Origin of the sequence: Bacillus sp. FSL M7-0791 (assembly GCF_038627085.1) — a bacterium.
GTDB classification, from domain to species: domain Bacteria; phylum Bacillota; class Bacilli; order Bacillales; family Bacillaceae; genus Bacillus; species Bacillus safensis.
This window is the reverse complement of sequence record NZ_CP152022.1, coordinates 2,225,247-2,239,168: the sequence shown is the minus strand read 5'-3', so window position 1 is coordinate 2,239,168 and position 13,922 is coordinate 2,225,247. Positions and strand designations below refer to the sequence as shown.

Here is a 13,922-nt window from a genome sequence, read left to right as displayed (position 1 = left end):
CTTTTTCAAAAGGGCTAAATACAAAATAAACACTGAAATGTTTCAGAACATGAGCAATAACGTTGAAACAAGCTGTTTCTTTTGATACTCTTTGAGTAGGGTGAATTGCTGACTTACAGAGGAAGCATTTCAGTACATACATTTTAAGGAGGAATTTAACCATGGCTTTTAAACTTCCAGAATTACCATATGCTTACGATGCATTAGAACCACATATCGACAAGGAAACAATGACGATTCACCACACAAAACACCACAACACATATGTAACTAACTTAAACAAAGCAATCGAAGGTGTATCAGCTCTTGAAGATCAATCAATTGAAGAGCTAGTGGCTAACTTAAACTCAGTGCCTGAAAACATTCGTACAGCTGTACGTAACAATGGCGGAGGACATGCGAACCACTCATTATTCTGGACGCTTCTTTCACCAAACGGTGGCGGCGCACCAACTGGTGAACTTGCAGATGCGATCGAAAAAGAACTAGGTGGATTTGAAAAATTCAAATCTGATTTCGCTGCAGCAGCTGCAGGACGCTTTGGTTCTGGTTGGGCATGGCTTGTTGTGAACGATGGAAAACTTGAAATCACAAGCACGCCAAACCAAGATTCTCCTTTAACTGAAGGAAAAACGCCAATTCTAGGACTAGACGTTTGGGAGCATGCTTACTACCTAAACTACCAAAACCGTCGTCCTGATTACATTTCAGCATTCTGGAATGTTGTGAACTGGGATGAAGTAGCTCGCCTTTACAGCGAAGCAAAATAATGATTTGATTTGAAAAGACCTGCTTTCAAGAGAAGCAGGTCTTTTTATATTTTCCCTCCTTTTTTTACATATCTGCCTTTTGATGAGACAGACTATTGTGTAGAAAAGGAGAATGAATGGTATGAGCAGATTAAAGAAAATGTTCGGGGACATGGATGTTACTAAAGACTTATTGCTCCTCCTCACGATTGGCGGGTTATACGCACTTGCCATTGCGCTTTCGAATACGTTTGTAAATGTGTACTTATGGAAACAGTCTGGGAAATTCACGGATCTTGCGATTTATAACTTGGCCATTGTGGTGCTTCAGCCCATTACGTTTTTATTCGCTGGCCGGCTCGCAAAAAAAATAGACCGGGCGTTTGTCCTTCGTTTCGGTGTCATCTTTTTAGCCGCTTTTTATTTAATTGTCTTAATGGCAGGAGAACAAGCGGCCGCACGGCTAGTTTTATTGGGAAGTGTCCTTGGGATCGGCTATGGTTTTTACTGGCTTGCTTTTAACGTACTCACCTTTGAGATCACCGAGCCTGAAACAAGAGACTTCTTTAATGGATTTCTCGGGGTGCTTTCCTCAACTGCCGGCATGATCGGTCCTCTCATTGCGGGGATTGTCATTTCTCAGTTAACGGATGATACAGGCTACACAGTCATTTTCACATTATCGCTTTTTTTGTTTTCACTAGCGGTTGTGATGAGCTTTTTCCTCAAAAGAAGACAGTCTAAAGGCAAATTTATGATCAAACAAATTTGGAAAGAACGTCATGCAGACGAGAATTGGCGTAGGATTACAACAGCTCACTTTTTTCAAGGGCTTCGTGAAGGGGTCTTTGTCTTCTTAATCAGTGTCTTTGTGTTTATTGCAACAAACAGTGAGCTTGCTCTCGGGACGTTTGGTTTAGTGAATTCAGGTGTTGCCTTTTTTGCTTATTTCTTCGCTACCCGTTTGATTAAGAAAAAGTGGCGGAAGAAGGCCATCATGCTTGGCGGGCTGATTTTATACGGCGCCTTGTTTTTAATCGTTTTCCACTTGTCCTATGTATCACTTCTGATGTATGCGGTAGCCATTGCAATAGGATATCCGCTCCTGCTTGTTCCTTATGTATCTTTAACATATGATGTCATTGGCCATGCAAGGTACGCCAGAAAGGCCCGAATTGAATATATTGTGGTCAGAGAGCTATTTTTAAATGCCGGCCGTATTTGTTCGATTGTTTTGTTCCTGCTGTCTGTCACCTTACTAGGTGATGAGCTCGGAATCCCTGCATCACTTGTTGTGCTCGGAGCGGGGCACACCCTCATTTATTACTTTGTAAAAGATATTCATTTGAAAGAAAAAACAGCTGATATGAAAGAGGCTGACGGTCAAAAGCCAGTTTCTCAAACGAACCTTATTAAGGGAGAAAGGTAAAATTTCTTACCTATGGAACATCAAATTTCTAGATAAATGATAGAAAAACCGCTAAAATGATGATGGCACCTTTTATACACAAAAAGGGGTGCCATTTCTTTCTTGATAGAAAAGGTGATGTGATGAGAAACAAGAAAAACAAAAAAGACGCGAAGGAAGGGCGCAAAACACTTCCGATCCGGCTGAATTTATTATTTTTAGCTGCCTTTATTATTTTTACCGGTGTTGTCGTTAGACTCGGATTTGTGCAAATTGTCAATGGAGAAGATTATAAAAAGCAGGCAGAAAAACAAGAGGATGTGAATGTCAGCTCATCTGCTCCGCGCGGAAAAATTTATGATCGAAACTACAATACGATTGTCAGCAATAAAGCGCTGAATGCCATTACATATACGAGAACCTCGACGACTTCACAAGAAGAGCGGCTCAAAGTGGCATCAAAATTAGCGGACATGATTCATGTGAGTACGAAAAAAATCACAGATCGTGACAAAAAAGATTTCTGGATCTTAACGCATCCAAATGAAGCGAAAAAGCTTGTTCAAAAGGAATCAGAATTAAAGGGTGACGATAAGGTCTCTGATGATAAACTATATGAGCTTCAGCTAAAACGCATCACAGACAAGGAATTAAATCAACTGACGAAAAAAGATTTACAAGTGCTTGCCATTAAAAGGCAGATGGATGGAGGCTATGCACTTACGCCTCAATTTATTAAAAATGAAGATGTAAAGCCAAGCGAAATTGCTTACGTCTCTGAGCATTTGGACGAGCTTCCAGGTGTTGATGTGACGACAGACTGGTCACGCAGCTATCCGTATAAAGGACTGCTCCGCAGTATGCTCGGCAGTGTGTCTTCGAGTGATGAAGGTCTTCCGCAGTCACTTCTTGAGCATTATCTATCACTCGGCTACAGCCGAAATGACCGTGTAGGAAAAAGCTATCTCGAATATCAATATGAAGATGTCCTGCAGGGCCAAAAGGAAAAAGAACAGAGTACAACTGATAAACAGGGCAATGTCACAAGCTCTAAAGTGTTAACAGAAGGTAAGAGCGGGAAAGACCTTGTGCTGACAATTGATATTCAGCTGCAAAAAGCGGTTGAAAAAATTATTGAAAAGAACTTGAGAAGTGCGAAACAAAGAGGGGGAACTGAGCTTCTTGACCGCGCATTTGTTGTCATGATGGACCCGAGAAATGGAGAGGTTCTCTCTGTTGCGGGTAAGCAGATTTCAAACAAAAACGGAAAATACAAATTCGATGACTACGCATTAGGAACGATGACATCCTCATATGCGATGGGATCAGCCGTAAAAGGGGCAACGGTATTGACTGGATATAAAACAGGCGCTATTCATATTGGAAGTACCCAATACGATGAACCTCTCTATATCGCCCAGTCGCCGCCAAAGAAATCCTATCAAAATATGGGACTCATTAATGATTTAACAGCACTAGAGCGTTCATCAAACGTATATATGTTCAAAACCGCAATCGCCATTGGGAAAAGCGAATATCGTAAGAATCAGGCGCTCCCAATTGATCCGAAAGCATTTGATACGTTCCGCTACAATTTCAGTAAATTTGGTCTTGGTGTCAAAACAGGTATTGACCTGCCAAACGAAGCAACGGGCTACAGAGGAACGTCTACACAATCGGGGCTCTTACTTGACTATGCGATTGGACAGTATGATACGTTTACACCGCTGCAAATGGCGCAATACGTTTCAACCATTGCAAACGGCGGGTATCGTTTACGTCCGCAGCTTGTCAAAGAAGTGAGAGAACCAGACCCGCAGCGCGGTATTGGAGCTGTGACGGAATCCGTCAAACCGGATGTATTGAATAAGCTAGACATGACAAGTGATGAAATCAAGCGTGTCCAGCAAGGCTTCAAGCTTGTGATGCAGAACCCAAGAGGGACAGCCTATTCAAACTTTGGCAACAAAAAGTATAATCCAGCTGGCAAAACAGGAACCGCTCAATCATTCTATGACGGTCCAATTAAAAGCAAGCGCGGTACACCGACGTATAACACAACTCTTGTTGCGTATGCGCCTGCTGATAATCCAGAAGTGGCTATTTCCGTTGTTGTGCCATGGGTGTATCAAGACTACAACCAGCGCTATCCAATTACAAATGATATTGGTGAACAAGTATTAGATAAGTACTTTGAACTGAAATCAAAACAGGAAAGCAATGATACACAGGCGAAAAACAAAAACAAAATTGAAAATGAAGCAGAAACAAATAACTAGACCTTTCATAGGTAAAAACGCTCACTTTTTGTGGGCGTTTTTTTTACGTTTTCTTCAAAAATTCCGATATAAATTGACAAAATTCATAAAAAACGCCGCAATTTCTCTACAAAACTTCGACATTTACAAAACCTTAACATTCCATTTAAACGAAATTAATAAAGAACCTTTAATGTATTACTCGTAGGACAAATTATTCAGGGGGTATTCTTGAAATGAAAAAGAACAAATTATGGCTGCTTACTTTCCTTACTATCGCATTGTTAGCATTCGTCACAGCATGCGGAAACAGCAGCTCAAGCGGAGATTCAAAAGACAGTAAAGGAAATGCTTCAAACAAAGATGAGGCATCAGGTTCCATTACCATCTCAGGATCATCTGCGATGCAGCCTTTAGTTCTTGCGGCAGCAGAAAAATTCATGGATAAACATCCAAAAGCCGATATTCAAGTACAAGCCGGCGGTTCAGGAACAGGACTTTCTCAAGTTTCAGAAGGATCTGTACAGATTGGTAACTCAGATGTATTCGCTGAAGAGAAAGACGGAGTCGACGCAAAAGCTTTAAAAGACCACAAAGTAGCAGTTGTTGGAATGGCCGCAGCTGTAAACCCTGAAGTGGGTGTCAAAGACATCACAAAGGACGAATTGAAAAAAATCTTCACTGGTAAAATCAAAAACTGGAAAGAGCTTGGCGGGAAAGACCAAAAAATCACGCTTGTTAACAGACCTGATTCTTCAGGAACACGTGCAACATTTGTGAAATATGCACTTGATGGTGCAACACCTGCAGAAGGAATCACAGAAGATTCTTCAAACACAGTGAAAAAGCTGATTGCAGAAACACCAGGTGCGATTGGATACCTAGCATTCTCTTATTTAACAGATGACAAAATTACACCGCTTAGCATTGATGGTGTGAAACCAGAAGAAAGCAATGTAGAAAGCGGTAAATATACAATTTGGGCATACGAGCACTCTTATACAAAAGGTGAGCCGGAAGGTCTAGCAAAACAATTCTTAGATTACCTTATGAGTGACGAAGTACAAAAAGAAATCGTCAAAGACCAAGGCTACATCTCAGTCTCTAATATGAAAGTAGAAAGAGACGCAACAGGCAAACAATCGGATAAGTAAGAGGTCTTGAATTGCTGATGAAGGAAAAGTGGAGCATTTCACTTTTCCTTTTATGACATTCATAGGAGTGTAGAAAAAGATGAAGCAGATAGAACATACAGAAGCGAGCGATCGGCTGATCAGCTCGAAGAAAAATAGGCAAATGGATGAAGTAAGAGGAAGTATTTTGGTGAAATTCTGCGCATTCTTAATGATTGCAGTATCCATCGCCATCACAATATTCCTTGGCATTAAGGGTTTACAATCTTTCATCGTAAATGGTGTAAGCCCAATTGAGTTCTTAACCAGTATCAATTGGAATCCAACAGCAGAAAACCCGGAGTACGGCGCATTTCCTTTTATCTTTGGATCGATCGCCGTCACGCTTCTATCGGCACTTATTGCAGCGCCGCTAGGCATCGCAGGAGCGATCTTTATGACAGAAATTGCACCTGCATGGGGCCGGAAAATTCTCCAGCCAGTCATTGAATTGCTTGTAGGGATTCCATCCGTTGTTTACGGATTCATAGGTCTTACAGTATTGGTGCCGTTTATCGGACATTTCAAGTCAAGCGGCTCAGGGCATAGCGTGTTAGCAGGAACGATTGTCCTGTCTATTATGATTCTGCCAACCGTTACATCTATTGCAACTGATGCAATGGCTTCCCTTCCAAAAAGCTTACGTGAGGGATCCTATGCACTTGGCGCTACAAGATGGCAAACGATTAGACGTGTGCTTGTACCGGCAGCTCTTCCAACATTAATGACAGCAGTCGTTCTTGGAATGGCAAGAGCATTTGGTGAAGCCCTTGCCGTTCAGATGGTCATTGGAAACACGCGTAATTTACCAGAGAGCATTATGGATACAGCTGGTACATTAACAACCATTATTACGTTAAACATGGGTCACACAACGTATGGAAGTGTTGAAAACAATACACTTTGGTCAATGGGTCTTGTCCTTCTAGTTGTATCGTTTATGTTCATACTCATTATCAGATACTTGTCGTCTAGGAGGAAGATTTAATGAATAGCAAAATGACCGATCGTTTTGCCACGTTTGTTTTTGGATTATGTGCCGCCATTATTACGGCGATCCTAGTTGGTTTGTTTTCTTATATCATCTTCAACGGTGCAAAAGAATTAAATTTTGACTTTTTGACAACCCGCTCAAGTGCAATTGGCTCTGGCGGCGGTATTAGGGATCAGCTGTTTAACTCGTTTTACATTTTGTTTATAACAATGCTGATCACAGTACCACTTGGTGTCGGCGGTGGAGTGTACATGGCTGAATATGCGCCTCAAAACAAAGTCACTGATTTTATTCGCACATGTATCGAAGTGTTGTCTTCACTTCCTTCTATTGTCATTGGTATGTTTGGTTTACTCATGTTTGTCAATTTAACAGGCTGGGGCTATACGATCATCGGAGGAGCTCTTGCGCTCACGGTGTTTAACTTGCCAGTGATGGTCAGGGTGACAGAAGACGCGCTTCGCTCTGTACCGAAGGATCAAAAGGAAGCATCACTTGCGCTTGGTGTGACGAAATGGCATACAGTGAAGACAGTCCTGATTCCTGGTGCGATTCCTTCTATTATTACCGGTGCGATTTTAGCATCAGGAAGAGTCTTTGGGGAGGCAGCAGCGCTTCTTTTCACAGCAGGTCTCACCACACCGCGTCTTGATTTTACAAACTGGAGTCCATTTTCTGATACGTCACCGCTGAATATTTTTAGACCGGCAGAAACATTAGCCGTTCATATATGGAACGTCAATACACAAGGAATCATTCCAGATGCAGAGTCCATTGCAAATGGTGCATCAGCCGTACTTGTGCTTTCAGTTTTAGTATTTAACTTAGCAGCTAGATGGCTTGGTTCATTTATTCATAAAAAGCTTACGTCAAAATAATGTGAGAGAGGTGTGAAGGGGATATGGTTCAAATGCTAGCAGAAAAAAAAGAGATTGCAGCAAAAAAGGCTCCACTTCAAGCGGAACAGATTTTACAGGTGCAGGATTTAAGCATTTATTATGGTGAAAAAAGAGCGGTCAATCACATTTCATTTGAAATTGAGAAGAACGCAATTACCGCATTAATCGGCCCATCTGGCTGCGGGAAATCAACCTTTTTACGCAGCATTAACCGCATGAACGACTTGATCCAAGGTGCGAGAAGTGAAGGGGCGATCATGTACGAAGGACTCAATATTTTGGATGACCGCATTAATGTGGTGAATTTAAGAAGAGAAATCGGCATGGTTTTCCAAAAACCAAACCCATTTCCTAAATCGATCTACAATAACATTACCCATGCGTTAAAGTATGCGGGTGAAAAAAGAAAATCAGTGCTTGATGATGCAGTAGAGGAAAGCTTAACAAAAGCAGCGCTGTGGGATGAAGTCAAAGATCGTCTGCACCGCTCGGCTTTGTCACTATCCGGCGGTCAGCAGCAGCGCCTTTGTATTGCGCGTACACTTGCGATGAAGCCCAGCGTTCTTTTGTTAGATGAACCCGCTTCTGCTCTAGACCCAATCTCAAATGCAAAAATTGAAGAGCTATTATCAGATTTGAAAAATGATTATTCGATCGTCATTGTGACACACAACATGCAGCAAGCGTTACGTGTATCTGATCATACGGCCTTTTTCCTGAACGGTGATCTAGTAGAATATGATGCCACTGAACGTATCTTTACACGTCCTGCGCAGCAAAAAACAGAAGACTATATCAATGGTCGATTTGGATAAGGCGGGTGGATTTTGATGAATGCAGTAGCAACTGAAACAGCAAAAAAAGAAGTGTTTCGTGTGAATGATATGAACCTTTGGTACGGACAGCATCACGCACTGAAGCATATTGATTTAGACATTAAAGAGCATGAAGTCACAGCAATTATCGGTCCGTCAGGCTGCGGAAAGTCAACGTTTATCAAGACCTTAAATCTTATGGTCAAAACAGTGCCAGGTGTGAAAATCACCGGGGATATGATGTATAACGGCGACAATATTTTAAAAGGCCGCGTTGATCTAGTGGAACTGCGTAAAAACGTCGGGATGGTCTTTCAAAAAGGAAACCCATTCCCTCAGTCTATCTTTGATAATGTCGTCTACGGACCAAGAATTCATGGCGTGAAGAGCAAGCAGCAATTGAAAGAAATCGCTGAAAAAGCGCTTCGTGATGTTGCCCTTTGGGATGAAGTGAAAGATCGATTAAATGCACCAGCTTTAGGTCTTTCCGGCGGTCAGCAGCAGCGTCTTTGTATCGCAAGAGCTATTGCTACTAGCCCAAACATTTTACTAATGGATGAACCAACATCAGCGCTTGATCCTGTCTCAACATTAAAGATTGAAGAATTGATTATGAAATTAAAAGAGAAATACACGATTGCCATTGTGACGCATAACATGCAGCAAGCGGCGAGGGTATCAGATAGAACAGCCTTCTTTTTAATGGGAGAGCTTGTTGAGGTCAATGATACGAATGTGATGTTCTCAGAGCCAAATGATCAAAGAACAAATGATTATATATCTGGTCGATTTGGATAATAAAACCCCCTGGAGGTCAGCGCCGCCAGGGGGTATTGTTGTTATTTTGTTAAGGCTTTGACGATTTGTTTGAACGTCATCCCTGTTTTTAAATTGAACTTGCCTGCACGAATTTCTTTATGGTAGCCGGCGTCAATCACGTAATCATTGAAATCTTTAGACGAGTTGATGATTCCGTCCTTTTCAAGCATGTCTGAAACATCACTTGTGCTCATCCCGTTTTTAATAACAAATTTGACCGATTTGCCTTTAGGCTTGTCCGATGTTTCTTTATCATTTTTAGAATCGCCGTCTTCATTTGCTTTCAGTGCTTTTTCTTTATAATCAAGAAGCTGCTGATATGTTTCACGGCTGACAGAGACTTCTTTTTTAGAGTCTAAATAGTTTTTCACATCGGTGTCTGTTACTTTCGCTGCGAGCGTTTCTTTTGTGGTTGTATCAGCCGCCGCTTCATCTTTTCCAGTGAGGAAAAAAACGATCGCCAGAACACCAGTTGCAAGAATCATACCTGCCGCAAACGTTTGGATGCTTTTTTTCGTCATACAAGCACCTTCTCATTGTCTTTAATGATCATGTTGACCTCATCTACAGATACATGCTCAGCGCGCGCAATGGCCTCAGGAGACATGCCATTTTGATGCTTTGAAATGATTTGTCTTGCGATAGATGGATCAATTTCTGAATGTTTGCGGACGACAATGTTTGTTTCAAGCAATTCTTCTTCAAGAACCTTCATTTTCTTTTTCAGTTTATAGATTTCTTGCATTGCAGATAGTTGAAGTGTTTCAAGTTCCTGCTCGACTTCTTTAATCGGCTCTCTTTGAAAATATGAGAATGCGATCAGTACGATACTGACAACAAGCAATCCGATAATTGCAATTTCCATGTTTCATCACCTTTTATTCATATTTTAATGCTGAAAGCCATAAAAGGCTTTCATGATTGTTTCAGACAGTTTTCGACCCTTCTTTTTTATACCATAAAAAAGCTAGTTTCAAAAGGAATTGCTGAAAAAATCACCTTTTTTTCATCTTTTTTCTTTTTATATGAAAAACGAGTATGAAAATCTTGCTCGCTGTCAAAATAAAAGAGGGCTTCTCATGTATACAGTACGACAAAGATTGAGGTTTTATAGGGGAGCAGGCTATTTTTCATGAAATGACCGTGCGATATGGATCAGAACGCGGATGGATTGCACTGAAAATCAAATTGGTGAAAAAACATTCTAGCATTCCTAAGCTAGAAGTGGTATTATAGTTAGGTCTGAATGTGAATTGATTTTAGTTTGGAGGGAAAAACATGCGCGTAAATATTACTCTAGCTTGCACTGAATGCGGTGAGCGTAACTATATTACTAAAAAGAATAAGCGAAACAATCCAGATCGCGTTGAATTCAAAAAGTATTGCTCACGTGATAAAAAACAAACTTTACATCGTGAAACAAAGTAAGCAGCAGGGAATTTTCCTGCTGTTTTTTTATGATGGGAGATGATCTTTGTGAAAAAGGAACTTCGCCTTCAAACATTAGCCAAGCTGGACCAGATGAGTGCCGAAGAATTCAAGCGAAGCACCGCTTTACTTCATGAGCGCTTGTTTCAACTGCCAGCATGGAAACAAGCGAATACGGTTGCACTTACCATGTCTAGAGGAAAAGAGGTACCGACAATGCCTCTCATTGAAAAAGCATGGCGGGAGGGGAAAACAGTATGTGTACCCACCTGTTTTCCAGAAACAAAAGAGATGACGTTTTATGAATATACACCAGAAACGAAAATGATCTCCCGCTACTTTGGGCTATTGGAGCCAGATCCTCTGACATCGGCCGCTGCATCTAAAGAATCTATCGATTTGATCATTGTGCCTGGTGTGTGCTTCGATCGACAAGGCTACCGTATCGGATATGGGGGCGGCTATTATGACCGCTACTTAGCTGACTATCACGGCGAAACACTTGCCCTTTGTTTAACAGTACAGCAAACCAAGCATATTCCGGCTGAAACGCACGACATCCCGGTCTCAATCATGGTCAGTGAGAAAGGTACCATATATCTAAAATAAAGTCCGCTGCTTATATATATGAACGGGCTTTTTGTGTTGAGCGAAGGTGCTTGCTTATGATCAAAAGTCACATGCACGATAGCGATCAACATTCTTCATTAAAAGGCATTTTAGCTGACGAGGGATATGTTTTGAAAAAATTTCGTGGAAAGAAAAGATACTTCCGTAATATGTGGGAGGAAGTGAATACTTGTGACTTGATCGTGATTCATGGTTTTATTTTTGGCATACGCACCTTGATTTTTTTTGGAGTCGGGGAAAATAGCTTAAAAATAAGAAGAGAGCATATCAAAGCTCATATCGCTTTATATCATAGGCGGCTAAAACAGCTTGAAAGCCTTGAAAAGCCATACCAAACTTGGATTTGTATTCACGAACATGACCCTGGTTTAGACGCTGGATATGTTCATACACCAAATCCATACGGCAGTTACTTCCCGCACAAGGTGGAGGAGTTAGAGCGGAATTGTAAGCTGCCTCATACTTTCAAGGATTTAATCGACCTTCTCAATTTGACGTTTCTTATGATCAATCAGAGTGCGGAGAGGTCTATTATATTCAATCAAAAGAACAAGGGATTAGATTGTGAAGGCCTGCTTATGAAAGGAACCTTTTAAGCGATAAAAACGATGGTTCATGCATAAACAAATCCTATTTAAGCCACGATACGAACATAGGAGGGAATATGATGAATAAAATGATTTGGAGCATTGTGTTCACACTGTTTGCATTCGTTCTCGTGCAAAATCGTTATCGGCTCATGAATTTGGTTTTAGGGCAAAATCAAGTCCGGCACTTTTTGATTAAATGGCTGATGAAAATCCCATATTTTCGGACGAAATTTATTCGCCAAGCATTCTAATCCCGCAAAAGCCGGGATTTTTTTGTTTAGAAATGCGGATAAGAACGATTCTTGCTATAATAATGTAAAAAATGGAGCGCGAATGTATGAATGTCATAGATAGTTTATTTTGGCGAGTTGTTGATGAACTTAGACAAAAAGGATACGAGATGATTCAAAGTCCGTACCCAGAAGATGAAATATTTTTTGAAGCACCACGAAACTCAGGTTATGATCTTATCCGTCTATATAGAAAAGATGTGAATTTCAGGCAGGAGATCGTTCGAGATATCGAGGAGCAAACATATCGGATCAATCAGCTGAGAGAAGCTATGCGTAAACGATCTCTTCATCTCCTGCAGCTGCAATTTACAACTGATGTTCCAGTAGATGATTGGGAAGACCTAAACGGTCAGCCGCAAAAAGAGAATAAGGTGACAGTTACTCCTGTATTACTCAATGCAGACACGCTTCAAAACGATGTAAACGAACTGCAAAAATGGCTGAATACATCGCTTGCAGTAGATGTAGAAGAAGCGAAGGAAGATACAGCTGAGGATGCAATGCAGCTGAAAAGGAACGTGCTTCAGGCATTTGATGATCAGGAAAAGCAGCGAGAACGAGAACGGGCCGTGTTTCAAAATGGGAGACCCATTTTTACCTACTTGCTGATTGCTGTCCAAGTGGTGATGTTTCTTTTACTTGAGCTGTCAGGCGGAAGTACCAATACCGCAACTTTAACAGCATTTGGTGCTAAAAATAATGTGCTGATTTTAGAGGGTGAATGGTGGCGCCTGATGACACCAATGTTTTTACATATTGGCTTGACGCACTTACTCTTTAATACTTTTGCTCTTTGGTCCGTTGGAGCGGCTGTTGAGAGAATTTATGGGTCGGGAAGATTTTTGCTCATCTATTTGATTTCCGGCATTTTTGGCTCTATAGCGAGCTTTGTGTTTAATACGGCAATTGCAGCAGGCGCATCTGGCGCGATCTTTGGCTGCTTAGGCGCACTGTTATATTTAGCCATCTCAAACCGAAAGCTTTTCTTTCGGACGATGGGGACAAATATTATTGTCATTATCCTCATCAACCTAGGAATAGGCTTCACTGTATCAGGTATTGATAATGCAGGGCATCTTGGCGGCCTGGTTGGCGGTTTTTTCACCGCATTAGCTGTCCGTCTGCCTAAACAGATCCAGCCTGTTAAAATGCTACTTGCGAGTGCTGCTTTGCTCTTTATTGGCGGTTTTGGATTGTATACAGGGTTTCATTCTGACGATCAAAAGCAAGCAGCGGCAACAAGTGAGGCAGCAAGTTTATTTGATGAGAAAAAGTATAGCGAAGCAAGTGAACGACTAGAGGAATATGTGCACGATAAAGATGCATCAGCTGAGGCACTTCATATCTATGCACTATCGGAAGCGCAGCAGGGCCAACTTGATAAGGCTATTCAATTTTTACAAAAGTCGCTTGAAAAAGATCCAGATGATCCAAATAAACTGTATCATTTATCGCTTTTATACGTAGAAAAAGGAGAGACAGCGAAAGCAGAGGATCTATTAGCGAAAGCGTTAAAACAAGATCCTCAAAATGATCAATTTTTAAAGCTGAAACAATATATCGAAAATAGTCAAACACGTTGAATGACTTGACTGAAAGCGCATTTATGAATACGCTTATCCTATCTGTTGATGAAAAGAAATGGTGGAAACAATGAAAACGTTATATGATGTACAGCAGCTGCTCATGAGATTTGGAAATTATGTGTATTTCGGAGATCGTGAAGTAGAATTAGAATTTATGGCAGACGAATTGAAGGAAATGTATACATCGGGCATCATTGACCGGACCGAATGGTCAAACGCAATGACGATTCTTCAAATGGAGCTAGCCAAATTAAATCGAAAAACAATGTGAAGGTGGAGGG

General features: G+C 41.1%; 16 protein-coding genes. 14 read left to right on the top strand and 2 right to left on the bottom strand.

Annotated features, from left to right (window positions below; genetic code table 11):
- The first annotated feature begins 161 nt into the window (after window positions 1-161).
- The 8 genes from sodA (at window position 162) to pstB (MHI08_RS11435) (ending at window position 9,093) form a co-directional block, all read left to right on the top strand.
- Window positions 162-770 (top strand): superoxide dismutase SodA, encoded by a 609-nt coding sequence (gene sodA, locus MHI08_RS11470; RefSeq protein ID WP_342499630.1) that lies wholly within the window; start codon window positions 162-164, stop codon window positions 768-770.
- A 121-nt stretch (window positions 771-891) separates the two neighbouring features.
- Window positions 892-2,178 carry an MFS transporter gene (locus MHI08_RS11465; RefSeq protein WP_024422996.1) on the top strand — a complete coding sequence of 429 codons (1,287 nt, stop codon included), beginning with the start codon at window positions 892-894 and terminating at the stop codon, window positions 2,176-2,178.
- A gap of 122 nt (window positions 2,179-2,300) precedes the next feature.
- Window positions 2,301-4,436, top strand: coding sequence for a penicillin-binding protein 2 (locus tag MHI08_RS11460; RefSeq protein WP_024427976.1), 2,136 nt, complete (start codon window positions 2,301-2,303; stop codon window positions 4,434-4,436).
- A 215-nt stretch (window positions 4,437-4,651) separates the two neighbouring features.
- Window positions 4,652-5,569, top strand: a complete 918-nt coding sequence (locus MHI08_RS11455; RefSeq protein ID WP_024422995.1) for a phosphate ABC transporter substrate-binding protein — start codon at window positions 4,652-4,654, stop codon at window positions 5,567-5,569.
- 79 nt (window positions 5,570-5,648) lie between these two features.
- On the top strand, window positions 5,649-6,575 hold the full coding sequence (gene pstC / locus MHI08_RS11450) for a phosphate ABC transporter permease subunit PstC (RefSeq protein ID WP_024422994.1): 927 nt from the start codon (window positions 5,649-5,651) through the stop codon (window positions 6,573-6,575).
- Complete coding sequence (gene pstA / locus MHI08_RS11445) at window positions 6,575-7,459, top strand: phosphate ABC transporter permease PstA (protein ID WP_342499629.1); 885 nt, start codon at window positions 6,575-6,577, stop codon at window positions 7,457-7,459. Before pstC ends, pstA begins: the two co-directional genes overlap by 1 nt.
- Window positions 7,460-7,491: 32 nt before the next feature.
- Window positions 7,492-8,295 (top strand): phosphate ABC transporter ATP-binding protein PstB, encoded by an 804-nt coding sequence (pstB, locus tag MHI08_RS11440; RefSeq protein ID WP_342499628.1) that lies wholly within the window; start codon window positions 7,492-7,494, stop codon window positions 8,293-8,295.
- 15 nt (window positions 8,296-8,310) lie between these two features.
- Window positions 8,311-9,093, top strand: coding sequence for a phosphate ABC transporter ATP-binding protein PstB (gene pstB, locus MHI08_RS11435; RefSeq protein ID WP_098677419.1), 783 nt, complete (start codon window positions 8,311-8,313; stop codon window positions 9,091-9,093).
- Window positions 9,094-9,134: 41 nt separating this feature from the next.
- On the opposite strand, the gene MHI08_RS11430 is transcribed toward pstB (MHI08_RS11435), so the two are convergent.
- Window positions 9,135-9,635 (bottom strand): endolytic transglycosylase MltG, encoded by a 501-nt coding sequence (locus MHI08_RS11430; protein ID WP_024422990.1) that lies wholly within the window; start codon window positions 9,633-9,635, stop codon window positions 9,135-9,137.
- Window positions 9,632-9,979, bottom strand: coding sequence for a hypothetical protein (locus MHI08_RS11425; RefSeq protein ID WP_024422989.1), 348 nt, complete (start codon window positions 9,977-9,979; stop codon window positions 9,632-9,634). The genes MHI08_RS11430 and MHI08_RS11425 overlap by 4 nt, the downstream gene beginning before the upstream one ends.
- 413 nt (window positions 9,980-10,392) lie before the next feature.
- Between MHI08_RS11425 and rpmG the strand changes: the two genes are divergently transcribed.
- The 6 genes from rpmG to MHI08_RS11395 all read left to right on the top strand — a co-directional run bounded on the left by rpmG (window position 10,393) and on the right by MHI08_RS11395 (window position 13,912).
- Entirely contained in the window at window positions 10,393-10,542 is a 150-nt protein-coding gene (rpmG, locus tag MHI08_RS11420; RefSeq protein WP_008360061.1) for a 50S ribosomal protein L33, read from the top strand.
- Window positions 10,543-10,590: 48 nt separating this feature from the next.
- Window positions 10,591-11,151 (top strand): 5-formyltetrahydrofolate cyclo-ligase, encoded by a 561-nt coding sequence (locus tag MHI08_RS11415; protein ID WP_056767350.1) that lies wholly within the window; start codon window positions 10,591-10,593, stop codon window positions 11,149-11,151.
- 56 nt (window positions 11,152-11,207) lie between these two features.
- Window positions 11,208-11,768 carry a hypothetical protein gene (locus MHI08_RS11410; RefSeq protein WP_235566778.1) on the top strand — a complete coding sequence of 187 codons (561 nt, stop codon included), beginning with the start codon at window positions 11,208-11,210 and terminating at the stop codon, window positions 11,766-11,768.
- 71 nt (window positions 11,769-11,839) lie between these two features.
- Window positions 11,840-12,013 carry a hypothetical protein gene (locus MHI08_RS11405; RefSeq protein ID WP_162176177.1) on the top strand — a complete coding sequence of 58 codons (174 nt, stop codon included), beginning with the start codon at window positions 11,840-11,842 and terminating at the stop codon, window positions 12,011-12,013.
- 86 nt (window positions 12,014-12,099) lie between these two features.
- Window positions 12,100-13,638, top strand: coding sequence for a rhomboid family intramembrane serine protease (locus MHI08_RS11400; RefSeq protein ID WP_056767348.1), 1,539 nt, complete (start codon window positions 12,100-12,102; stop codon window positions 13,636-13,638).
- Between the two features lie 70 nt (window positions 13,639-13,708).
- Window positions 13,709-13,912: a YqgQ family protein gene (locus MHI08_RS11395; protein ID WP_008342322.1), complete on the top strand. Its 204-nt coding sequence runs from the start codon at window positions 13,709-13,711 to the stop codon at window positions 13,910-13,912.
- The last annotated feature ends 10 nt before the right edge of the window (window positions 13,913-13,922 follow it).